Origin of the sequence: Pantoea sp. EEL5 (genome assembly GCF_049892805.1) — a bacterium.
GTDB classification, from domain to species: domain Bacteria; phylum Pseudomonadota; class Gammaproteobacteria; order Enterobacterales; family Enterobacteriaceae; genus Pantoea; species Pantoea ananatis.
On sequence record NZ_JBNDNJ010000001.1, the window covers coordinates 2,055,339 to 2,077,390 of the forward strand.

Annotated in this window: 18 protein-coding genes; 9 read left to right on the forward strand and 9 right to left on the reverse strand. The window is 51.4% G+C overall.

Going from position 1 to position 22,052, the window contains the following annotated elements; genetic code table 11:
- Positions 1–5: 5 nt before the first annotated feature.
- Positions 6–2,162: a TonB-dependent siderophore receptor gene (locus ACPXSQ_RS09710; protein ID WP_231963287.1), complete on the reverse strand. Its 2,157-nt coding sequence runs from the start codon at positions 2,160–2,162 to the stop codon at positions 6–8.
- A 973-nt stretch (positions 2,163–3,135) separates the two neighbouring features.
- On the opposite strand from ACPXSQ_RS09710, the gene ACPXSQ_RS09715 reads away from it, so the two are divergent.
- The 5 genes from ACPXSQ_RS09715 to ACPXSQ_RS09735 all read left to right on the forward strand — a co-directional run bounded on the left by ACPXSQ_RS09715 (position 3,136) and on the right by ACPXSQ_RS09735 (position 6,851).
- Positions 3,136–3,687 (forward strand): sigma-70 family RNA polymerase sigma factor, encoded by a 552-nt coding sequence (locus ACPXSQ_RS09715; protein WP_014594144.1) that lies wholly within the window; start codon positions 3,136–3,138, stop codon positions 3,685–3,687.
- The gene (locus ACPXSQ_RS09720) at positions 3,684–4,640 is read left to right on the forward strand and encodes a FecR family protein (protein ID WP_013026469.1); all 957 of its coding nucleotides are present in this window, start codon (positions 3,684–3,686) and stop codon (positions 4,638–4,640) included. The genes ACPXSQ_RS09715 and ACPXSQ_RS09720 overlap by 4 nt, the downstream gene beginning before the upstream one ends.
- Before the next feature lie 252 nt (positions 4,641–4,892).
- A complete protein-coding gene (locus tag ACPXSQ_RS09725; RefSeq protein ID WP_227008702.1) occupies positions 4,893–5,591 on the forward strand; it encodes an energy transducer TonB in 699 nt (232 codons plus the stop codon).
- Positions 5,592–5,640: 49 nt separating this feature from the next.
- Positions 5,641–6,393, forward strand: a complete 753-nt coding sequence (locus tag ACPXSQ_RS09730; RefSeq protein ID WP_104933521.1) for a MotA/TolQ/ExbB proton channel family protein — start codon at positions 5,641–5,643, stop codon at positions 6,391–6,393.
- Positions 6,394–6,419: 26 nt separating this feature from the next.
- Positions 6,420–6,851 carry an ExbD/TolR family protein gene (locus ACPXSQ_RS09735; RefSeq protein WP_013026472.1) on the forward strand — a complete coding sequence of 144 codons (432 nt, stop codon included), beginning with the start codon at positions 6,420–6,422 and terminating at the stop codon, positions 6,849–6,851.
- 520 nt (positions 6,852–7,371) lie between these two features.
- Here the strand turns inward: ACPXSQ_RS09735 and ACPXSQ_RS09740 are convergent.
- Both ACPXSQ_RS09740 and ACPXSQ_RS09745 read right to left on the reverse strand, forming a co-directional pair.
- Complete coding sequence (locus ACPXSQ_RS09740) at positions 7,372–8,886, reverse strand: alpha-N-arabinofuranosidase (RefSeq protein ID WP_104933522.1); 1,515 nt, start codon at positions 8,884–8,886, stop codon at positions 7,372–7,374.
- Positions 8,887–8,927: 41 nt separating this feature from the next.
- The gene (locus ACPXSQ_RS09745; RefSeq protein WP_426143529.1) at positions 8,928–10,331 is read right to left on the reverse strand and encodes a glycoside-pentoside-hexuronide (GPH):cation symporter; all 1,404 of its coding nucleotides are present in this window, start codon (positions 10,329–10,331) and stop codon (positions 8,928–8,930) included.
- A 731-nt stretch (positions 10,332–11,062) separates the two neighbouring features.
- Here ACPXSQ_RS09745 and ACPXSQ_RS09750 point away from each other — a divergent pair.
- Both ACPXSQ_RS09750 and ACPXSQ_RS09755 read left to right on the forward strand, forming a co-directional pair.
- Positions 11,063–12,316 (forward strand): mechanosensitive ion channel family protein, encoded by a 1,254-nt coding sequence (locus ACPXSQ_RS09750; protein WP_014594147.1) that lies wholly within the window; start codon positions 11,063–11,065, stop codon positions 12,314–12,316.
- 282 nt (positions 12,317–12,598) lie between these two features.
- On the forward strand, positions 12,599–12,802 hold the full coding sequence (locus tag ACPXSQ_RS09755; RefSeq protein WP_013026476.1) for a hypothetical protein: 204 nt from the start codon (positions 12,599–12,601) through the stop codon (positions 12,800–12,802).
- A gap of 184 nt (positions 12,803–12,986) precedes the next feature.
- Here ACPXSQ_RS09755 and ACPXSQ_RS09760 read toward each other — a convergent pair whose 3' ends face one another.
- From ACPXSQ_RS09760 to apbE, 3 genes are all read right to left on the reverse strand, one after another.
- Positions 12,987–14,639 carry a multidrug ABC transporter permease/ATP-binding protein gene (locus ACPXSQ_RS09760; protein ID WP_019106568.1) on the reverse strand — a complete coding sequence of 551 codons (1,653 nt, stop codon included), beginning with the start codon at positions 14,637–14,639 and terminating at the stop codon, positions 12,987–12,989.
- A gap of 84 nt (positions 14,640–14,723) precedes the next feature.
- Positions 14,724–15,365, reverse strand: a complete 642-nt coding sequence (alkB, locus tag ACPXSQ_RS09765) for a DNA oxidative demethylase AlkB (RefSeq protein ID WP_104933523.1) — start codon at positions 15,363–15,365, stop codon at positions 14,724–14,726.
- A gap of 14 nt (positions 15,366–15,379) precedes the next feature.
- A complete protein-coding gene (gene apbE, locus ACPXSQ_RS09770) occupies positions 15,380–16,420 on the reverse strand; it encodes an FAD:protein FMN transferase ApbE (protein WP_014605392.1) in 1,041 nt (346 codons plus the stop codon).
- 145 nt (positions 16,421–16,565) lie between these two features.
- On the opposite strand from apbE, the gene ACPXSQ_RS09775 reads away from it, so the two are divergent.
- Together ACPXSQ_RS09775 and ACPXSQ_RS09780 are read left to right on the forward strand one after the other, a co-directional pair.
- On the forward strand, positions 16,566–16,679 hold the full coding sequence (locus tag ACPXSQ_RS09775) for a hypothetical protein (RefSeq protein WP_013026480.1): 114 nt from the start codon (positions 16,566–16,568) through the stop codon (positions 16,677–16,679).
- A 145-nt stretch (positions 16,680–16,824) separates the two neighbouring features.
- The gene (locus ACPXSQ_RS09780; protein WP_014605391.1) at positions 16,825–16,974 is read left to right on the forward strand and encodes a hypothetical protein; all 150 of its coding nucleotides are present in this window, start codon (positions 16,825–16,827) and stop codon (positions 16,972–16,974) included.
- Between the two features lie 35 nt (positions 16,975–17,009).
- Here the strand turns inward: ACPXSQ_RS09780 and ompC are convergent, their stop codons facing one another.
- The 3 genes from ompC to ACPXSQ_RS09795 form a co-directional block, all read right to left on the reverse strand.
- On the reverse strand, positions 17,010–18,137 hold the full coding sequence (gene ompC, locus ACPXSQ_RS09785; protein ID WP_014594150.1) for a porin OmpC: 1,128 nt from the start codon (positions 18,135–18,137) through the stop codon (positions 17,010–17,012).
- Positions 18,138–18,723: 586 nt separating this feature from the next.
- Positions 18,724–19,890: an HlyD family efflux transporter periplasmic adaptor subunit gene (locus ACPXSQ_RS09790; RefSeq protein ID WP_014594151.1), complete on the reverse strand. Its 1,167-nt coding sequence runs from the start codon at positions 19,888–19,890 to the stop codon at positions 18,724–18,726.
- Positions 19,887–22,034, reverse strand: coding sequence for a type I secretion system permease/ATPase (locus ACPXSQ_RS09795; protein WP_014594152.1), 2,148 nt, complete (start codon positions 22,032–22,034; stop codon positions 19,887–19,889). The genes ACPXSQ_RS09790 and ACPXSQ_RS09795 overlap by 4 nt, the downstream gene beginning before the upstream one ends.
- Between the last annotated feature and the right edge of the window lie 18 nt (positions 22,035–22,052).

Here is a 22,052-nt window from a genome sequence, read left to right on the forward strand (position 1 = left end):
ATGTATCAGAACGAATAAGTCAGCGTCAGACGTGCTGTCCTGTCAGGTTTCACACTGATAAACTGAGGGGTTGAGGTGTAATAATAGAGCGTGCGATTAAATATATTATTCACGCCCAGCGTCACCGTATATTTAGGCTGATGATAGAAAACGGAGGCATCCGTTTGGGCCCAACCGCCCTCTTTAAAATAGTTGTTTCTGTAACCGTTCCAGGTACTGCTTGCTGCCTGTACCCCGACACCCGCACCCAGTCCCTGTAATTTCCCTTGCTGTATTTCATAGGTGGTCCAGAGGCTCGCGGTATGTTTTGGCTGACCCACAACTTTGCTTTGGTAACCGATAAGTGCCGCGTTGTCGGGATCTTTTGACTGAGAGAAAGTATAACTGGTGGTGATATTCCACCCCGGCAATATCTGACCATTCAAATCGAAATCGAAACCTTTGGTTTCCCTTCCTTGTGTCCCGACTGGTTGACCGGCAAAATTCGTAATGATGAGATTTTTTTGAATAATGTCAAAGGCTGACGTCGTAATCGTCAGGTTATCGTCGAGCAGACTGAATTTAAAGCCGGCCTCCTTCGATTTTCCTGTGGAAGGTGCAAATGCACTTCCGGTCCGGGGGTCCAGCAATCCACTTGTCTGAAAACTGTTGAGTAAATTAGCATAGACGGTGACCTCAGGCGTAATGTCATAACTCACACCGTAGCTGGGCACCCATTTCGTTTCATCTGAAAAGGTAATTAAAGTGCGCGTCGGTGAAACATAGGCTGTCGATTTTGACGTCCATTGCGCTCGCTTGGCGGACAATTGCAGATGCAGCTTTTTCCAGAAATCAATCTGGTCCTGAAGAATAATTCCCTTTTGTTGTTCGAGCGTATTATAGTTTTTAGCGGTTGGATCGGGTATTGGCGGAAAAGAAAGGCTGTCAGGATTGTTATAATTTCCCGTCGTGAAGATTCGCCCTTGAGCCAGTTCCCAGTCGGTGGTCTCTGTATGTTGGTAATCATAACCCACCAGAACATTATGGGTTAACGGCCCGGTATCGAATTTGCCCCGGATATCGTTCTGCAGGCTTAAGGACGTGGTGTCCTGTCTGATACCCAGCTCGTGGCTCAGTAAATTGCCATTGCGCGCAGCATTGTAAACTTCATGAACGCGGAAATTATTCACGCTGTCCACATAAGCGGCTTTACTGTTAAACGACCAGTTATCTGACAGATCCTGCTTCAGTTCATAATAGGTAGTTTTAGAATCAAGAGCGAAGTGGTCATCTTTATCACCCAGTCGGTATTCAGGCAGTTTTAAAATATGGCCGTTACTATAAAGAGTTGCTGCAGGGCCTGATTTTCGGGTATTGGTAAATTCGGCGCCCACTTTTATATGTGTTTTTTCCCCTTCCCATGCGAGAACCGGTGCAAGGTAGTCGGCACGATTACCATTAAAATCCGGGAAGCTGTTATCGGAGTGCATGGTGGATGCATTAAGGCGGTAGCGGAACGTTTTATCGTCGTTTAATGGTCCGCCGAGATCGATTGCGGTTTTGACTTCACCATATTTGGCCACCTCGACTTTTATTGTATGCAGTGGGTAAGCCGTCGGCGCTTTACGGACAACGTTAACCGAACCCGCAGGTGAGCTGTTTCCTGCTAATACCGCCTGTGGTCCTTTTAATACCTCAATACGCTCAACACCATCAATACTGGAGTAACCTAAAGGGCTGCCGTTTACCGCGTTGCTGGGATTGGATACGCCGTCTGTGGAACCTGAGGTGATGGCAAAACCTCGGATGCTAACGCCATTTTGTCCGCGATTACCGGTACTAAGATTGACCCCTCCTACGTTACGCAGCGCATCTTCCACAGAGGTGGCCTGCTGATCGTCCAGCACTTTGCGGCTGATGACCTGAACGGACTGTGCCGTATCCTGCAGGGATAAATTGGTGCGCGTCGCAGAACTCGACATTGATGGATTATATACCGTTTCATCTTCGCTGCGTTCTGCCTCACCGTTAACGGTAATCGTTGGCAGAGTCTGACCGCTGTCCTGCGCAGCTTGCAGATCTGAGGCGGGTTTAACCGGCGAGGTGGGATTCATCGCATAGATAGTCAGCGTACCATTAGGTGTGGTAGTGACGGAAAGTGGCGTTCCCTGCAACTGTTGCAAAATAGCCTGCTTCAGCGTGAAGTGACCTTTAATCTCTTTAGCCTGGTAAGGCGCCACCAGTTTAGGATCGAACGAGATGGTTTGATGACTTTGACGGGCTATCGCTAATAAACCTTGCTCCAGAGAACCGGAAGGCACGGAATAATTGATTGCCGCAGGCGCTGCAGCATAACCATCCTGCAACGCAAGTAGCGGAAAGGCAGTAATGGCCAGGGCAATATTTACCGCCAACGCCAGACGGCCTTGGGTAAAATACGTTTTCTTTGCATGATGCGGTGCTTCGTTCATTGCTACAGCTCCAGCAGAAAAGGTAAAGGGACTACGTCATATTGTTATGAGTCGATTATTCTTCTCAGTAGGTATGTGCAATGAGATTTAAAAAGTGACACCTCATTAGGGTGTTTGTGTGAAAAAAATCACTTAATTTTAAAACATTAATAATATTAACTATTTAAATTCAAAATTAATTTATAAGTTATTCATCACTGTGTAACCCAACGCCGAGTGAACGGCGACGCATTAGCGCACCATTCTGGTGCTTAATTGGATGTGAGCTTTTACTGGGCGCTCTCTGGTGAATCAACACTCGCATCAATGACGCTTCGCGTCAGGAAGATGAAACGCGTTAATAAAAAAATCATACTCTTGTCTTTCGTTCTGTCTTGTCTCCGCCGTCAGCGACAGATGAACGCAGCACCTTTGCGGTGCAGCCTACTGAGGCTGGCCTTCCAGCGTCAAAAAGATGGCACAAGAGAAGTGAGTGGCAGAGCGTAACGATGCATTTATAACAAGCTGAATAGTAATAAATAAAAAAAATAAACTTAAAAAAGAAAAGTCCGGAAACACATTGGCCTTTCTTTTGCTTGGTAGGCAAAGGTTTTTCCCACAATAAGCTGCACCTTAGCGCAAGGTAGAAAGTGGGTTCCATTTCTCGGTCTTTATTGAGGCGCTGAGAAAGGTGTTAAGTTTTCAGATGGGGGACATTATGCCTGCCGACATGACCGATCGTTCAGATATATTAACGCTTATTTTTCGCAGCGATTATCGCTGGCTGACGGATAAATTACGGCGTCGAATTAGCTACGGCACCATGGCAGAAGATATCGCTTCTGAAGCGTTTTTACGTCTGGCGGCAATTCCGGAACTGCCCCACATTCGCGAGCCGAGGGCCATGCTGACGACACTGGCCCAGCGCGTGTTATATGAAAACTGGCGACGCCGCGACCTTGAACAGGCTTATCTCAAAGCTCTGGCAGATAGCCCGCAGCATTGTCACCCCTCGCCCGAAGAACTGGAGATGGTGATGGAGTCTTTACTGGCTATCGATCGCGCTCTGGATGGCTTGTCCGTAAATGCGAGAAAGGCCTTTTTGCTCAACCAACTGGATGGCATGACCTATGCTGAAATCGCTAAAGAGCTTGGCGTATCAGCCAGTATGGTGCGTAAATATGTGGCTAAAGCACTGACGAATTGTTATCTGGTGGCTCAGGGTCAATCTGACCCGATGGCGGGACATCACAAATGAAACTTACCCAGCGTCCCGACGACGTCGCGCAGGAAGCAATTGAGTGGATGGTACTGTTACGCTCGGGCGATGCCACAGAAGATGACTTCCGGCAGTATGAGCGCTGGCGTTATTCCGACGATCGTCACGACGCCGCCTGTGCAAAAATTGAAGCAACGTTGGGTAAGATTCAGACGCTAAACCACAGTATACCCACAGAAAATCTGCGCCAGACGTTGCTTGCGCCGTCAAGCCGCCGTCAGTTCCTGCAAAAAGCCTGTGGCGTTGCCGCGTTAGGTGTGTTCAGTGGGTTGATATTAAACCAGCGATATCCTTTGCCCTACCTGTTATCCGATGCTTATACCGATACCGGACAGCGGCGCAGGATCCAACTTAACGACGGCAGCACGCTGGATATGAATGCCCGCACGGCGTTGAATATTTCGCTGGATGAAACCTTGCGCAAAGTGGAACTGCGCACCGGTGGCATCATTGCCGAAGTGGTCGACGATCAACGCCCGTTCACCATTGCCACCCACGCAGGGCGAATTCTTGCGCAGGAAGCCCGTTTCCATGTTCGGCAGGAATCGAGCGGTATTCATTTGGCCGTCCTGAACGCGGTGGTAAAAGTGACCAATCGAAACGGTGACAGTCGGCAGGTTCAGGCAGGCCACGGCCTGTGGTTCGATCATCAGTCGTTTATTCCGCTGGGCGTCTCGCCCTATGAGGAAACCGCATGGACGCAGGGTCGCCTGGAAGTGAAAGATGCTACGCTGGGTTCCGTGATTAACTCACTGAAAAATTACAGTCCTGCCGTCATTCGCGTCGCCCCGGCCGTCGCTGACCTGCGAGTCAGCGGCAACTTCCCGCTTGATAATATTCCCTACACGCTCGACGCGCTTGCCCAAACAATGCCGATTGCGATCACTCGTACTACGAATTACTGGATCAGGATCGAGCCGGCTGCGTCATAAAAATTTGCGTTTTTTCTTCCCCGGCCGGTGTCATTTTTTCATTCTCGTTGCACATACAGGATAAGTCTTCCAGAAACTGCTGCTGAGAATCATTGAGCAGTAGCGATTTATCGTGAGGTAGTAGTGAAAGCAGAGCGCCTTATTTTCAAAGATCATCTTTCAGTGCCTGGAATACCAACGGCTCCCCTGATTGCTCCGCAAGGCGCGCAGAGTTCCTGTAAAAAAAATCTGCCAAAGCTGGCGGTGAGCGCGGTGGTTATCTTGCACCTGGCACTGATTGCCATGGCTATTACCCACACCACTCAATACCATCCGCTGAATATTATTAATCCCGCGACCCAAACCAGTATTGAAGCAACCATGGTCGAGGCGCCCGCTGAACCCGTACCGGTTCCGGAGGTCGTCAAAGCGCCACCTGTCCTGACCGCCGATAACAGCACGCGCGAAATCGATCAGGATGACGTCAAGCCGGTTGTACCGCCACCTGAGCCAAAAGTCGTGCCGCCTAAGCCCAAACCAAAGCCAGTTGTTCGACACAAAACGTTAACGGAAAAAACGCACCCGGTCGAACCGGTTAAACCTTCACCCGTGCAAAATGCAAAAGTGGCGGAACGAACGGCGATTCCCGCCACGTCTCAAGGGCAAATGCTGAAAAGCGTACCGAATGCTGCCCCCAGGAATGTCGCCACAGTGGGTTGCCAGGTACCGGCTCCGGACTATCCACGTAGGGCGAAACGGCTTCAGGAACAGGGCGAGGTGCTAATCCGCCTGATCATTAACTCCGATGGCACGGTGAAACACCGCGAAATTGCACGGAGCAGCGGCTTTGACGATCTGGATCAGGCGGCAATGGAAGCCGTTTCCCGAATACGCTGCAATCCTTACATGGAAAACGGCCAGGCGATTTCCGTTATGACGATTCAACCCATCACGTTCAAATTATCCAGCTAGGGCAGGATGATGATGAGCGGGCGCTTTTCTTACTAATTGAGGATGCATTATGAATGAGTTTGGCATTGAACATGTATGGGAACAGGGTGACATCATTACCCGGTCAGTGGCCATTATCCTGCTAATTATGTCGGTCATGTCCTGGTCGGTCATTGTTATAAAATGCATACAAGGCGCGGGCATGAAAAAGATAGCCCACCGCACCAAGCATTTATTCTGGAGTCAAAAGACGCTACCGGCAGCCATTGATACCTTGGGTGCCAACGGTAACAACCCGTTTCGCGACCTTGCCATCGCCGGACACGCGGCCATGTCCCACCAATATACGATTGAAGCAGGCATCAGCAACAATCTGGATATTAGCGACTGGCTGGCCCGCGCCCTGAAAAACAGTATCGACGACAGCGCTGCCAATCTGCAATCAAGCCTGGGGATCCTTGCCTCCATTGGCAGTACGGCGCCATTTGTAGGTTTGCTTGGCACCGTTTGGGGGATCTATCATGCGCTGCAGTCCATCAGCATGGCCGACCAGCCCGATCTGGCTCACGTTGCCGGGCCGGTGGGCGAAGCGCTTATCATGACGGCATTTGGCCTTTTCGTGGCTATCCCGGCAGTTCTGGGGTTTAACACCATAAGTCGTCGCAACCGCGCCCTTCAGCACGCCATCGCGCGTTTTGCCAACGACCTGCACGCTTATTATCTTACCGGCTCACGTATTACGTCTAACGTAGAGGAACTGCACGCTGGCGATAAAGCTCAGTCGAGCCCTGTTCAGCCATTTCGCGCCAGTCAGCCAGTTTAGCGCGGCCTTCTCAGGAGACGTGAAAAATGAGTATGTCAGGTAAATCACAGTTTGAGTCAGATGACGATCCGCTGGTCAATGATATTAATATGACCCCTTTTATTGATGTCATGCTGGTATTACTGATTGTCTTTATGATTACCTTGCCGGTGATCAATCCGGCGGTAAAAGTCAATTTGCCCAAAGCTAACGCCAGCATGGTCGATAAGAACATTAAATCAGTGAATATCTCGCTGACGGCCAACGGGAATATTGCCTGGGATAAAGAAACACTCGATGACGCCGCCTTTGTAGCCCGGCTGCAGGATGCGGCAAAACTGCCTGAACCGCCGCATATCCGTATCTATGCGGATCAGGGAACCCCGTATGGGCGAGTGGCCTTCGTGATGACAAGTGCCCAGAGTGTTGGTTTAACAAAGTTTGATTTTGTGGTGGATAAAAAAGTGCCGGCTGCCTGAGCGTCATTTAACTGCATTTGTCAATAACAGATAAAAAACACAGGCTGTTCGATAGTCAGGAATGACTGTGCCGAGCGGGTTAATCAATGATCAACAGCGAATAAAGGCCAATATGCGCTGTTAAAAAAGCATCATGCCAGGATTTCGTTTAAGGGAAACATTTATTCTGATGCGTAGAACGTCGCCCCGATAAACAGGGTTCATGATTCCGGAAAGGCGCGATAAACAATGATAAAAAACCCACGCGCTGTCAGATTGTCGATTGTCGCTGCGGCCGTATGGGGCGAAGGTTTTTTACTGGAACCTATTAGCAAATATCCGTCATGAACGGGAATTTGATAAAAGGTCAATTGCCTTTATCTCCTCACGTTATATCGTAAATCTGGCCGAAATCCTGGAGTAAGGCGATTGATAAACCCGGCCCAGTTCGGTCAAAACCCACGCGATAGTGGGTTTTGAGTGGCTCCGCCGCTTCATCACCTTCGCCAGAAACATCCGACACTGGCGGGTTTATCCCTGTTCAGCATTGCAGATCGATCAGCACCATGTTCCAGCTGAGAGGCGGGAGCGACACCTGTTTCTGGCGACGCTGCTCATTTGTCAGCGTGCGGGGTTGCGGCACCACATTATCCGGCTGAGAGAAGGTATTTCTGGCATCCAGCGCATGGCCGGCTAACACGATATGTTGTGAGAGTACTCCCTCACCAAACGCATCCAGCATAAACCTGATGTCTGTTGCGTCATGGTCGTGTGTATTGAGCGCAAAGAAGGCAATTTGCTGCCTCTCTTCATTGTACACCGCCGCGCTTTGTACCTGCCGGGTTTCGCCATGCACCGTGTTAACGGTGGGAACGTTGGCAAAATAGCGCAGCGCGTGCCCGCGTCCATACTGGCTCACCATCTGGAAAGGCCAGAAGATGGTCTGGCGAATCACCTCGCCGCCGGGGCGGGTAAAGATGGGAGCAATCACATTGACCAACTGGGCCAGCGACGCCATTTTCACCCGGTCACAATGATTGAGTAATGAACACATCAGCCCGCCAAACGTCAGCGCGTCCAGGAAGGTATAAGACTGCTCCAGCAGGGGCGGCGCTTCCTGATAAAGGTTGTTGGGATCGATAAAGTGATCCTGCCAGGGTTCGCCTTCGATTGACCAGATGTTCCATTCATCAAACGACAGCATCATCTTTTTATCGCTGCGCAGTTTGGCTTTTACATAGTCCGCCGTGGCCGTGATGGTATGAATAAAATCATCCATTCTCTGGAACGACGCTAAGAAATCCTGCGGGTTACCGGTGCTGTTTTCAAAATAATGGTGGCATGAGAGGTAATCGATCTGATGATAGAGCCCTTCCAGAACGATACGATCCCATTCCGGGTAGCTGGCCTGTAACGAGTTAGAGCTGCCACAGGCGACCAGCCTGATATCCCGGTCGACCCAGCGCATGATTTTTGCCGTTTCCCGCGCTTTTTTAACGTAATCCTCCGCGCTCAGCTGCCCGGTTTGCCACTCGCCGTCCATCTCATTACCCAGGCACCAGAGTTTAAAATTATACGGCGTTTCCCGACCATGCTGGATACGCAGATCGCTGAGCGCAGTGCCTGACGCCAGATTACAGTATTCAATAAAGTAACCGGCCTCCTGCGGCGTACCTGTGCCAAGGTTGACGGCGATCATTGGCGTCACCGCATATTTCTCACACCAGGTGGCGAACTCATCGATGCCAAACTGGTTGCTTTCTTTCGTCAGCCACGCGTAATCCAGCCTGACCGGGCGCTCGGCTTGCGGGCCAATGCCGTCACGCCAGTTATAGCCTGAGACAAAGTTACCACCGGGATAACGTACGGTGCTGATCCCCAGATCCTGCACCAGTTCCCCCACGTCCTGCCTAAAGCCGTGTTGATCCGCCGTGGCATGCCCAGGTTCATAGATGCCGCTATAGACAGCGCGCCCAAGATGCTCAACAAAGGAGCCGTAAAGGGCGTCGTCCACCCGGTCGATGTAGTTTTGTTTTTGGAAAAAGTACGTAATCATTTTCTTCCCTTCTGTCTTCATAACGAATTACGGATAAAGGCTTACTCGGGATGCGTTGAGAACAGATCGTCTTCAATGGTTTTCATTTTGGCTGTGGTCAATATGTAGCGCGAACGGACCAGCCACACAGACAGCAGATAACCCACGACGGGAATCCAGACCATCAGCGCATAAATCCCGGCGATGGCGCGGCTGCTTTGCACAGCAATGTTGGCCTGATAACCGGTGACCGACAGGACAGCCCCCACAATCGCGCCGCTGACGGCCAGCGCAATTTTGAGTGAAAACAGGTTGCCAGAGGCACAGATCCCAGACAGGCGCTTGCCTGTTTTCCATTCGCCATAGTCATCAACGTCACCGATAAACGACCACAGGATAGGCGCACCAATCTGATGAATGACTGACAGGATAAAAAACCAGCCAAACACCAGTACCACGTTCTGGGCGGGCAAAAAGAAGAACACCACTGACATCGCCAGCGCGACCGCTTTGCATGCCTGATAAACCTGAACCTTACACCACCGGTTCGTGAAAAACGGGGTAATGTAAGAGCCAAGAATACCGGCAACAATGCCGGTGCTCAGGAACAGCGTGGCGTAGTAATCGTTTAATCCCATCACGTACTTCGCAAAGTAGATACAGGCGGCGCCGCGCACAAAAGAAGGGATACAGTCCAGAAACATGGCAAAGACACAGACGACCCACTGATCGTTTTTTGTGATTTGCCGGATAATAGTGAAAATGGATTCTCCGGCATTGCTCTTGGGTGTAATGCGCTCCCGGGTGGTTGCCACACAAAAAACAAACAAAAACAGGGAAATGATGGCAAAAATGGTGATGACCCAGAAGAAACCGATTTGCCGGTTTCCGTTACCGAAAAAGGCCACCATTGGCAGTAATGTCAGCGTGCAGAACAGGCTGGCGAGCCCGGCGCCCATAAAACGGAATTGCTGACAGGACACCCGTTCTTGCGCGTTGGTAGTGATTACGCCGCCCAGCGAGCAATAAGGAATGTTAACCCCGGAATAAAGCAGCGACAAAATCAGATAGGTAATAAAGGCATACATGACCTTTGCATGGCCCTGTAAATCCGGTGTGTAAAACATCACCATACAGCTAATGGCAAAGGGTACGGCAAAGCCTATAATCCAGGGACGAAAACGGCCCCATCGCGTCGCGGTTTTATCAATATAAGCGCCGTAAAAGGGGTCGAAAACCGCATCGGCAAATCGTACAACAAGAAAGATGGTCGCCACCACGCCCGGCGCAAGGCCAAATATATCCGTATAGAAAAACGACAAGAACATGGTTATCGGATTAAACAACATATTGCAGGCCGCATCGCCGGCGCCAAAACCGGCTTTTTCAATAAAGCCCACTCTGCCCGAGCGCGCCGACTGAACACGACCACCGGGGTGACTGTTAGAGATAGTGTGAGTTTTCATTTTCCACCTTCCTGAAAAGAGGTGGAGATAAGCATATGTTTTTGAGGTATTTTTAACCTACAGTATGCCTCTCATAAGTCAAATTACGGCGATATCCTCCATATATTTAGCGTAAATAGCTATAAATACAGAGTGTAAAACCCGCATTTTGCAGCGCCTTTTTATCAGGCCAACAACATGTCACTAAGAGAAAAAACACACGCCTGAGCGACAGCAGGAACAGGTTCAATAAAATGATGAGCATCGGGAAAATATAACCTTAATTCAATGATGCTCATTTATATGCAGGGAGTTAACGCGCGCATAGCATCCCCGGTTCAATATGACGATACTGATATCTGCCTGTCCTGAATAACCCAAAGGCTAAAGACCTGTTGCCGAAACTGACCGTTATGAGGCGGCGAAAAATACCTCTGTGGCACAGTACAAAGCCGGTTACCCATGCACTGCCCTGGTGAACGCGCCAGCGCTCGCAGGACGCGTACGTGAACCTCAGCACAGGCAGTACAGTCATGGCCTGAACGAGCCAGACTTTCGTTGACTGCCCCGCTCTGCCGCCCCTGTTCACGCGTCAGACAGGCTGGCGATGCCACAGGCGTAAAGTGGCACTATGGCATTATAAATCAACTCAATTAACTTACCCCTCGCACGACGTTCAAACGCACGCTACGCTTATCGCCATTATCAGGTTTGTGATTGAATACAGACAAATTTCCAGGCATACGATTAACATGAATTATTTGAACGACATACAACACTTTATCGAGAACAAACCTGCTCTTTCCATTGCTATTAACATCGTTGTGTTGATTGTCGCGGGCCTGGTTGCGCATCTGATTTGTAAGTTTTTGGTTGTCAAAGTCGTACGTAAGGTGTTCTTCAGCAGCCATAAAAATCAGGTGCCGCTGGACAAAGACGTCAGGCTGTCTGAAAAGCTGTCTAATTTTATTCCGGTGATCACCGTCTACTTCCTGCTGCAGTTTATGCCGGACTTACCCGAGCATCTGCTGATTGCCATTAAGACCATCTGCGGCATTTTGTTTATGGTCTACCTGTCGCTGTTCTTTAATGAAGTACTGGAGATTATTAATATCTCCTACGTAAAAAAGTCGAAACGTAAAAACCATTCCATTAAAGGCTATATCCAGGTCGGCAAAATTCTGGTGCATATCATTTCGGCGATTATGATCCTGGCTATCATGTCGAATAAGTCGCCAGTCATTATTATCTCCAGTCTGGGTGCGGTGGCAGCGGTACTGATGTTGATATTTCAGCACACTTTACTGTCGCTGGTGGCGAATATACAGCTCTCTTCGAATGATGTGTTGCAGCTAGGCGACTGGATAGAGCTTCCGGTCAATAATATTAGTGGAGAAGTAGTGGATATCGCCCTTCACACCATTACTATTCGCAACTGGGACAATACTCTGTCCCGCGTTCCCACCAAAACCTTTCTGACCGAAACCTATACCAACTGGCAGGCCATGTTCTCATCCGGTGCACGCCGGATCATGCGCAGTTTCTACATTGATCAAACGTCCATAAGCTTTGTAAATCACGCCATGCTGGAGCCCATGACGCAGATTCGCGGCATTAATGAACAACTGTCCAAACTTATGGATGGTCGCGAACTGAGTGCCGTCGGCGATCGCTGGTTCGTTGAAAATGGCATGACGAATTTGATGATCTTTCGTCACTATCTCACCGCCTGGCTGGCTCAGCGAGACGATATCCATAAAGAGATGTATATCGTGGTGAGGTCAATGAAGCCGTCTTCTGAGGGGCTGCCCATTGAGATCTACTGCTTTACGTCGTCTGTGCTTTGGGTTGATTATGAACATACCCAATCGGCCATCTTCGAATACGTATATGCCATCGCTAACGTCTTTTCGCTGCGCATTTACCAGCGTCCTGCAGGCAGCGACCTGAGTTTTCTGGCTCAGGAACGTCTTCGCCCTGAGAGTGAGCATGAAGCCCAGACCTGAAAACCTCTGATTGGCCTGCTGCCTGACAGACATCAACAGGACTAAACGATTTCTGTTTGCCGGGCTGTGCTGAACAGCCCGCTGCTGATGGTTGCAATATCAGACTTTCCCGATAAACTGCTAAAAAATCACCATTATTGATATTAATTAATGAGTTAGTGATAAACCCTTAATGTCTAATGCTTCACAAAAATAACAAATAAGACAGCGGTTCATCAAACTGAAACATTTTTGTCATAAAAAAAGCTTATTCTGTTTCCTCCTGAAATCGAGGGTACAGATATGATCATCCAAGCTAAAAACCTGAAGGATGCAGAAAATTTACTGCACTCAGGTATCAATAAGGTGGAGCTGGCATACGACATCGGTTGTGACGATTTCTTTCGTCTGGCAAGTCAGTGGTGCGATCGCGGTGCGCGCATCAGCAAAGGCCAACAACATTTTGTCGTTTCACTGAAAAACTTCTCCATCCCGCCAAACGATTGATTATAACAAGCTACCAACCTCACACCGCGTTACAGCAAAGCAACGTGTGATTTCAAGCGCCAACCAGACCTTTTCTAAGCCGCTCACCCTGAGCGGCTTTATCCTTTATGCATCAACCCTCTGCCCCTCCTCTGAGTGTGGTAGTCAGGCATCGGGCAGCCTCGTCAATCGCGTTCATCAGACATCATAATCCGGTATCAGTCAGCCTGACGGCATCCAGGCTGGCGTGGTCGCGAGCATGGCCGGTTAATTCGTACAGATTACCCTCACGCATTTCCAGCAGACGATCGGCATGAATAAAGTAGTGGTCGTCGTGGCTGATGGCGAATACCGTTTTACCGGCGGCCTGTAACGCCGGCAGTAGTTCACGATAGAAAACCCGGCGGAAATGGGGATCCTGATCGGCTGCCCACTCATCCAGCAGCAGGACATCGCGCTGTTCAGCCACGGCCAGCAGCAACGCCAGCCTTTTACTTTGCCCTTTTGACAACTGCAGATTCAGGATCTTATTCCCTTCAATCTTTAGCTTGTCCTGCATTTTAAGCTTTTCCAGCCACTGCTGAATCCGGGCGGGTGACGCCGGATCGCCTTTGCTGTCAATCAGGCGATCAAACAGATGGACATCGGTAAAGACGGCGGAAAAGTGTTTGCGCCAGCGATCGAGGTCGCCCATATCAACCGGTTTGCCATCGATTAACAGGCTGCCGGACTGAGGGCGATACAGTCCGGTGAGCAGCATGGCCAGCGTCGATTTGCCGCTCCCGTTACCGCCGATTAAAAACACCAGCTCGCCGCGCTGGAGCCGCAAGTTAACCGGTCCGACCTGGAAACCGTTATCGCCGTAGTGAAAGGTCACATCTCGCAATTCAAGCGTCTGCCAGTCGGTTTCGCCGTTAAAGGCGGGAAAGTCAGGTTCATAGGGCGCGAGATCAAAGGTATTGAGCTTGCGAAAGGCGACCTGAGCGCTCAGTAGCGTAGGCAGAGCGCCGACCGCGGACAGCAGCGGCGTGCGCAAAAAAAGCAACGTCAGGGAAAAGGTGGCCGCGACGGCCGTATTGGCCCATCCCAGACTGTTAGCCATGTAAAACACCATCCCGATAGCGCCCAGCATCATGATGTTTGACCAGTTAACGGCACTGAGATGAAAGGTATCGGCACGCACAATATGGTGCCGGTAGGTGTTGGCGTCCTGCTGATAAACCGTTTCATAGATGAGTCTGGCACGCTCACGGTTAAGCTGTAGCTCTTTACGCCCCTCGATCACCGTCTGGTAATCGCGGTAGAGATTGTCTTCGACATCGCGTAGCTTCGCCATATGCTGATAAACCCGCGATACCAGCATCCAGCCGCCGACGATGGTCACCACCAGCCAGCCGCTGGTGACCAGCAGCATTCTGGGTGACAGCCAGGCAAGATACAGCGCTGAACCGAGCGTGATAATGATGCCCTGAATTAACTCAGGCAATCGGACAAAAGCGAGGGTGATTGCCCGGACATCGCTGGTTAATCCCGCCAGCAGTTGTGCGCTACCAATCTGTTCGATGCGCTCCACGCGCGTGTCCAGGATACGCTTGATAAATTCGCCACGCATGCGCCAGACAAACTGATGGCCCAGCCAGGTCAGCGCCAGCTGTGAGGCCAGCGTTACGCCCATCAGCATCACGACCTGGAACAGAAACGCGGGCAGAACAGTCAGGGAAGTATTCACGGCGACGATCATTTCGCTATTGATAAAAGCAATCATGCCAATACCCAATGCGGCACTCAGCAGGGTGAGCAAAATTACACCAATAAACGGCCAGCGATACTGGCAGAAAACCACATTCAACAACGCCATAAAACCTTACCAGACATGAAAATCAGCCTGCAGTTTAATGTGATGGCAAATGATAGCAATAGTTATTCGCACTTTGCGCGGGGGTTAAAAAGCCCGCCTGAATGTCAGATTATAGCGAAAGGCGCCGGTGAGCGGATGGATGCCCGCCTTGAGCGGCAGGATGCCGTGATAGCGCAGTCGCGAAGGCCCGCCCCACACCACCACATCGCCATGTTCCAGCAAAACCCGCTGTGCATGGTCGCCCCGCTCAAAGCCACCAAACTGAAAAACCGCCGCCAGGCCCAGGGACACTGAAACGATGGGCTGGCGTAAGTCTTTTTCATCCTTGTCCTGATGCAGCGTCAGCTTAGCGCCGGGTTCGTAGCGGTTAACCAGGCAGGCATCCGGATTGAAGCCCGGGAAGCCGGCCTCTTCAGCCGACTGCTGCGCTAGCCGGCGAAACGCATCCGGCATTGCCGGCCACGGACGTTGACTGCTGCTGTCCTGTTCACTGTATCGGTAGCCGCGCGCATCTGTCGACCAGCCGAAGTCCCCACAGTTGGTCATCGCAACGGACATGCGATGTCCGCCCGGCGTGATGCGGTGCTCAAACGGATTGCATTCTGCTATTGCCATCATGGCCTGATACAGTTCTTCCGCTTCATCGCGTGCGCGACGGCGTAAAATCACCGCGCCATCAGCCAGGGGTTCTTGCCAGGGTGAGGCATCACTAAACAGATCCAGCATAGCGGTTCTCTCAGTCAGTCAGATGGAATAATAAAAGCAGAGAACTGGGGCGACATCCAGCTGACGAAGCGATCGCCTTCCCGGGTGATTAAATACACCGCCAGTTTCTCTTTAATCGCCAGCGCTTTGGCTTTTTCAGTACCTAACACCATGAGGCCGGTGTCCCAGCCATCCGCTTCCAGCGCCGTAGTGGCAATCACGGTCGCTGACACCAGCTTATGGTCAATCGGGCGGCCAGTCGCGGGATCGATAATGTGTGAAAGACGTTTGCCGTCTAGCTCATAATAGTTTCGATAGCTGCCAGATGTGCTGATGCCGTGTCCCTGCAGGTCTACCCGCGCCTGCACGGCATTTTCACGATCGGTCGGTTTCTGAATCGCCACCCGCCATGGCTGGTTCTGCGCATTCATCCCGCGGGATAACACAGCCCCCCCCACCGAGACCAGATAATTGTTAATCCCCTCCTGTTCCATCAGTCGCGCAAGGTGATCGGTCGCAAAACCTTCTCCCACCGTGGAGAGATCAACATACAAGCCTGGCAGATCCTTCTGTAACCACTGGCCTTCGCCTCCCTGTATGACACGTAAATGTTGTAAGCCGGTCAGGGCTTTGGCCGCGGCGATCTGGCTGTCATCCGGAATATGGTTGGGCTGCTTATCGGGGCCAAATCCCCATAAATTCACCAGCGGCCCGACCGTGATATCCATGGCGCCCGAGGTTTTTTTGCCGATACGCAGCGCAATCGTCACGATATCAGCCATGTTTTCACTCACCGGCTGAGGCGTTGTTGCACGGCTCTGATTAAAACGTGACAGCACTGACGTCGGTTTCCACGTCGAGAGTTCCGCATCATCGGCATCCAGTTGTTGCTGGATGCGCTGTTGTAGTGCCGCTTTGCGTCCAGCCTCCACGCCTGCCAGGCTGACTCGCCACACCGTTCCCATCGTTTTGCCTTCCAGCACCATGGCGTCATGGGCTTTGGATGACGTGTCGTCACATCCCATTAACAATGACATCAAAGCTACAAACAGGAGATTTATCTTAAAACGCATCATTATTTATCCGTAACAGGTCATCTGTGCATATTTCAAAGCACAAACACTAAGTAAAGTAACTTAAACATGGTTGATAAAACTTATTAGGTCGATCACACTGCTACGTTCCGCTCGCTCCTGAGAGCGTCAGAATAAGGAGTCACAGATGATTTATGTAATCCTTGCCGCTGTGCTGGGCCTGTTCGTATTAGGAAGCTATAAAACATGGCAGCAACGCCGTAATCGCAACATGCCAACCACTTACCTGCGCCGTCGTTGATCGCCCCTGCACCATTTAAGGTCATCAGCCCCCTAATTCGCGCGCCATTGTAGCAAAATCACCTGTTTTTCCGTGGCTATGAGAGCGGTTGGGCTGGCACGATTCCTGCACCAGAAACCTTAACTGTGTTGCTGAGAGGTGTGGGATGGATAAGTCGGAAACCGTGATGACTGCGATGCAAAACTGGCTGAGTTTTGCTGCGTTTACACTTTCAGGTGTGGCATTCGAGGGGGCCAGATATGGCAACGTGATCGTGCCACAGGATGATAACGAGCCGGAACACCCGGCAGATTAATAAATCAGGGAGCGCACGGGCGCTCCCTGTGACATTTAGAACTGGTACACCAGTCCTACGCCCACCACGTCATCGGTATTAATGCCGGCGGCCTTGGTAAAGTCGTTGTCATCGAGTAAGTTGATTTTATAATCAACATAGGTCGACATGTTTTTGTTGAAGTAGTAAGTCGCACCCACGTCGACATATTTCTTCAGATTCTGTTTGCCCCAGTTCTGCACATCGGTGCCGCGCGAGTTAACGTACGCCAGAGAAGGACGCAGACCAAAGTCAAACTGATACTGTGCCACTAATTCCCAGTTATCAGCCTTGTCAGCATAGCCGTAGGCCGTGTTTGGCTGATTAGCGCTTGTGCTGTCGCCAAAGCTGATCGCGTTATAGGCGCGCGTGTACATCGCAGCCAGATAAATGTTGTTAGCATCGTATTTCAGACCACCGGTATAAGCTTCCGCTTTATCTCCGCGACCCAGAATGCCCGGCGCATTGCCATTTTGGTTGTTGGTACGATCCGACTGGAAGGTTGCCGCACCGATACCGAAACCGGAGCCCAGATCGTAGGTCGTGCTCAGACCCCAGCCGTCGCCGTTTTCACCCAGCACATCACGCCCGCCGCTTGCTTCCGTTGGGTTATCGTTTTTGCCCTGATACTGAACTGCAAAGTTCCAGCCGTCTACCAGACCGAAGAAGCCGTTGTTGCGGTAGGTCGCCATACCGTTGCCACGCTGGAACATAAAGTTGTCTGCGCCATAGGTATCGCCACCAAACTCAGGAAGAACGTCAGTCCATGCGCCAATGTCGTAAGCCACACCGTAGTTACGACCGTAGTCGAATGAACCCGCATTGCCGAATTTCAGCCCTGCAAAACCAACACGGGTGTAGCTGTTTGCCGTACCCTGTGCTTCTGAATTGTTGAGCGCCGCCTGGTATTCCCACTGGCCGTAGCCGCTCAGTTGATCTGTTACCTGGGTTTCACCCTTAAAGCCAAAACGAACATAAGACTGGTCGCCGTTGGCACCGTCGTTGTCCGAGAAATAGTGCAATCCGTCAACCTTGCCGAACAGGTCTAATTTATTGCCGTCTTTATTGTAGATTTCAGCCGCATTTGCCGAGCCCGCTGCTGCCAGTAATGCCGGGATCGCCAGGGAGAGAATGTGACGCTTCATTTTTATTACCCTCTGTTATGTGCCTTTTATATTTGCCACTGCAAACCGATGGTAATATCGGTCGGCAAACCATTGTTGTTTCATAATGGGTAATAATCCATCGTAAAAATGCTACTAAATTTCCAAAAGTGTTTCATGATCTGTAAAATTTATTGCTATATGTAAAAAAAGGGGAACTTATTAGCCGCACGGAGTGATAAAAAATAAAGCACAAAATGACAACCGCGTTGAAAATAATAGCTATCCGAATGATTTTAGTGGGAATAATCCTAAGCACTCAATGGTAAAAATTATTATTCGCCAGCCAATATACTTACTCCCGCTATCATCATTTATTTCTTATCTTCATTCACCCCGAATGATTTTTTTTTACCCTTATATATCGCCGGGCTTATTGCCCGGCTTTTTTTTGCCTGAACGTTGTCTGTATTGTCTTAGAGAGTTGAATAGCCGGGATAGCTGCGGGATTCTTCACCGTATTTATGGGTTTATTTCGCGAAATATACCGCCTCAGCAGGTAAACTTCAGCGGCTAATTTATCACGCAGCGTAACTAAAATACGTGACGTCAGAAAACGTGGGCTATATTAGCGTTCACGCATCGATTCTTTGACTTTATTCAACGGCTTAAGCAAATAGTCCATGACAGATTTCTGCCCCGTTTTGATCTCCACATTCGCCACCATGCCCGGTACGATAGGAAAGCGTCGTCCAGCCCTGTTGGTGAGTTCTGCTTTTTGCGTACGCACATAAACCCGGTAGTAATACTGGTCGCGCTTAACTTCATCCTGCAAGGTATCAGGCGAAACGGTTTCCACCACGCCGGTTAAATCCCCGTAAATGGATGAGTCATAGGCTGTGACTTTCACCACGGCTGCCAGTCCGGGCCGGATATAGGCGATATCACGGGGATTGATACGGGTTTCAATCAGTAACTGATCTTCCAGGGGGACGATTTCCATCATTTTTCCGCCGGGTTCGAGCACACCACCTACCGTGGTGACCTGAATATCTTTAACAATGCCGCGCACGGGTGAATAGAGCGTGGCGCGCGTCAGCTGATCCTCTTTGCCTGCGGCTACCTGTAGCTGGGCATCGAGTTCAGCATTGTTTTTCACCTGCTCCTCATGAGCGCGGACCAGATAGTCGTTACGCGCCTCGTCGATTTTTCCACGCAGATCGCTGACCTGCCGGCGCAGGCGAATCACTTCAACCTGCCCCGCCGCGCCTTTTGCCACCAGCGGTTCAGTTAACCGCAGCTCATCCTGTACCAGCCGCAAAGACTGTTGCAGGTTGTTGATGGTCTCGGTGAGGTTACGCCGACGCGATTCATACAGCTGTCTCTCACGCGCCACCAGCTGCGGCTCTTTTTGCGTCTCAGCACTGAATTTAAGTGGAATCCCCGACAGTTCAGCATTGAGCCGTTCCGATGAAGCACGCAGCGTACGAACTCTGGCCTGTACTTCACCAAAGTTGGACTGAAACCGGGTTGGATCCAGCGTGGCCAGTATCTGGCCCTTTTCTACAATATCGCCCTCGTGCACGTTGAGCTGCTTAACGATGCCACCGTCCAGGCTGTCAATGACCTGGGCGCGCGTAGATGGCGTAACCTTACCGGTCCCGACGGTTACCTCATCAAGAATGGCAAAGTGCGCCCAGATCAGGAAAAAGGCCAGCGCCGCCGTACACAACCAGATGATCGCGGAGGTGCGCCGCTCGTGTCTGGCAAGGTCTTTATCGATGATCACACTCATACCGCACCTCCCTGTGTCGCTTCCGGGACGTTCTGAGTGGCGCGCCGCAATATCTGCTCTTTCGCACCGTCGGCAATAATGCGCCCGTTATCCATCACGACAATGCGATCGACCATCTTCAGCAGCGCGGGGCGATGCGTCACCAGAATCAACGTGCGCCCACTGATCCAGCCCTGCATTTGACGGATGACATGCTCTTCAAGCTGCTCATCCATGGCGGCCGTTGGCTCATCCAGCAGCACCACCTGCGGCTGGCGCAGGATCATTCGACTGAGCATGATCATCTGCCGCTGTCCACCTGACAGCCCTCGCCCCCCTTCATTGATCACGCGATCCAGACTGGCCGCATCCTGCTGGACCAGCGACAGCGCGCCACTAATCCGTAACGCCTGCAGCATTTCCTGTTCGCTGGCGTGGGGATTGCCGAGCAGCAGATTCTGCCTGAGCGTGCCAAAAAACAGCCGCGAATCATGGGACAGCCAGCCAAGCTGGCGGCGCAAATCGGTCGGATCGATATGTGCCATATCCACGCCGTCCACCAGCACTTTTCCCTGGCTGGCCTGCGCCTGGCCCGCCAGTATTTTTAACAGGGTCGATTTGCCCGCGCCCACCTTCCCCAGAATGGCTATTTTCTCTCCAGGCTTAATGTTCAACTGCTGCACGTTGAGCACGTTTTTTTCGTTCTCTTCGTCGTAGGTATAGTGCACGTTGCGCAGTTCAAAGTGGCCGGTCAGGGTCGGACAGTGCGCCATGGTGGCCGACTCGGGTTTATCGAGCGGTTTTTTTAGCAGCTCATCCAGCCCTTTCATCGCGGTTTTGGCGTGCTGCCAACGAGAAAACACCATGGTCAGCTGCATGAGTGGCGCGATGGTGCGCGAAGAGAGCAGGCTGCAGGCCACCAGCGTACCGGTGGTGATTTGTGAATCCAGTACCAGATAAACTCCGAACACCAGCATGCCCGCGTAGGTCAGTTGCTGCACGGTGGAGGCCCAGCCGGTCAGCCTGGCGCCCCACAGACGTTGCTGATTGCCAATCGAGGCGCTGACCTCGTGGGTTTGCTCCCACTGGCGTTGAAAGTAAGGCTCGGCCTGCAGCGCTTTGATATCCTCAATGCCTTCTATCGTCTCGACCAGCACGGCATTCCGCAGCGCGCCTTCGCGCAGCCCGGCTTTTGCCAGACGCGCCATAGGGAACTGCACTAACATCCCCGGAATAATAATGAGCGGAATAGCAGCCAGCGGAATCAGCACCAGCCAGCCGCCGATAAACGACATGATAAACAGGAACAGAATGACAAAGGGTAAGTCTGCGGCAGCGCCGACGGTGGTTGAGGTCAGTAACTCACGAACCTGATCGATTTCACGCAGCTGGGAGATGAAAGAGCCCGTGGATTTAGGCCGTGACTCATTGCGAATATTCATCGCCCGGGCAAACAGCATGGCGGACACTTTCAGATCGATGCGTTTCCCCATCAGGTCAGAAACCTGCGTTCGCATCAGGCGAATCAGATATTCAATGGCGGCGGCAATGAGCACGCCGACAAACAGCACCCACAACGTCGCCTCGGACTGCGCCGGGATAACCCTGTCGTACACCTGCATTGAGAAAAGAATACCGGCGAGAGCCAGGACGTTACTGATTACCGATGCCAGAGATATTTCGCCGATTCGCCGGCCCATGCCGCGAAAGTTTTTCCAGAACCAGTGTGGTTCATAGGGCTGCACGAATTCATCAATGCGGGCATCTCTTCCGCGCGCGGCCACGCCAATCACGCCAATGTCCCCCTGCGCTCTGGAGAGCAGGCTTGCCAGCTCGCCTTCCCGAATGACATCGCCGCCTTCACTAAGCCAGTAGCGCGCCCCGCCCTCGCCATCGATTTCTTCCAGCACGGCGATGCTGTTATTTTCCATCACCAGCACCACGGGCGTGATGTCCTGCCGCCAGCGCAATTGGTTCTGCGGCACCATGGTTAAATGGAGACCCAGCAGCCCGCACAGGCGATCCCGCTGCTGCGCCACCGGCAGGTGTTCAAACCAGCGCATTTGCTGGCGAAGCGTTTTGCCCTCTGCAGGCTTACCGAAGCGTGCCGCCACGCGCAACATCGCAGCAATCCAGTTATCGGTCGTCGGGTTTTGTGCACTCATTGTTCGCGCCTTTTAAAA

Bases quoted from the DNA above. Each gene is read 5' to 3' on its own strand.
- ACPXSQ_RS09750 (WP_014594147.1), top strand. From the start codon at position 11,063: ATGAATTATTTGAACGACATACAACACTTTATCGAGAACAAACCTGCT.
- ACPXSQ_RS09755 (WP_013026476.1), top strand. From the start codon at position 12,599: ATGATCATCCAAGCTAAAAACCTGAAGGATGCAGAAAATTTACTGCAC.
- alkB (WP_104933523.1), bottom strand. From the start codon at position 15,365: ATGCTGGATCTGTTTAGTGATGCCTCACCCTGGCAAGAACCCCTGGCT.
- ACPXSQ_RS09760 (WP_019106568.1), bottom strand. From the start codon at position 14,639: ATGGCGTTGTTGAATGTGGTTTTCTGCCAGTATCGCTGGCCGTTTATT.
- ACPXSQ_RS09775 (WP_013026480.1), top strand. From the start codon at position 16,566: ATGATTTATGTAATCCTTGCCGCTGTGCTGGGCCTGTTCGTATTAGGA.
- ACPXSQ_RS09740 (WP_104933522.1), bottom strand. From the start codon at position 8,886: ATGATTACGTACTTTTTCCAAAAACAAAACTACATCGACCGGGTGGAC.
- ACPXSQ_RS09730 (WP_104933521.1), top strand. From the start codon at position 5,641: ATGAATGAGTTTGGCATTGAACATGTATGGGAACAGGGTGACATCATT.
- ACPXSQ_RS09795 (WP_014594152.1), bottom strand. From the start codon at position 22,034: ATGAGTGCACAAAACCCGACGACCGATAACTGGATTGCTGCGATGTTG.
- ACPXSQ_RS09735 (WP_013026472.1), top strand. From the start codon at position 6,420: ATGAGTATGTCAGGTAAATCACAGTTTGAGTCAGATGACGATCCGCTG.
- ACPXSQ_RS09790 (WP_014594151.1), bottom strand. From the start codon at position 19,890: ATGAGTGTGATCATCGATAAAGACCTTGCCAGACACGAGCGGCGCACC.
- ompC (WP_014594150.1), bottom strand. From the start codon at position 18,137: ATGAAGCGTCACATTCTCTCCCTGGCGATCCCGGCATTACTGGCAGCA.
- ACPXSQ_RS09745 (WP_426143529.1), bottom strand. From the start codon at position 10,331: ATGAAAACTCACACTATCTCTAACAGTCACCCCGGTGGTCGTGTTCAG.
- ACPXSQ_RS09715 (WP_014594144.1), top strand. From the start codon at position 3,136: ATGGGGGACATTATGCCTGCCGACATGACCGATCGTTCAGATATATTA.
- ACPXSQ_RS09780 (WP_014605391.1), top strand. From the start codon at position 16,825: ATGGATAAGTCGGAAACCGTGATGACTGCGATGCAAAACTGGCTGAGT.
- apbE (WP_014605392.1), bottom strand. From the start codon at position 16,420: ATGATGCGTTTTAAGATAAATCTCCTGTTTGTAGCTTTGATGTCATTG.
- ACPXSQ_RS09720 (WP_013026469.1), top strand. From the start codon at position 3,684: ATGAAACTTACCCAGCGTCCCGACGACGTCGCGCAGGAAGCAATTGAG.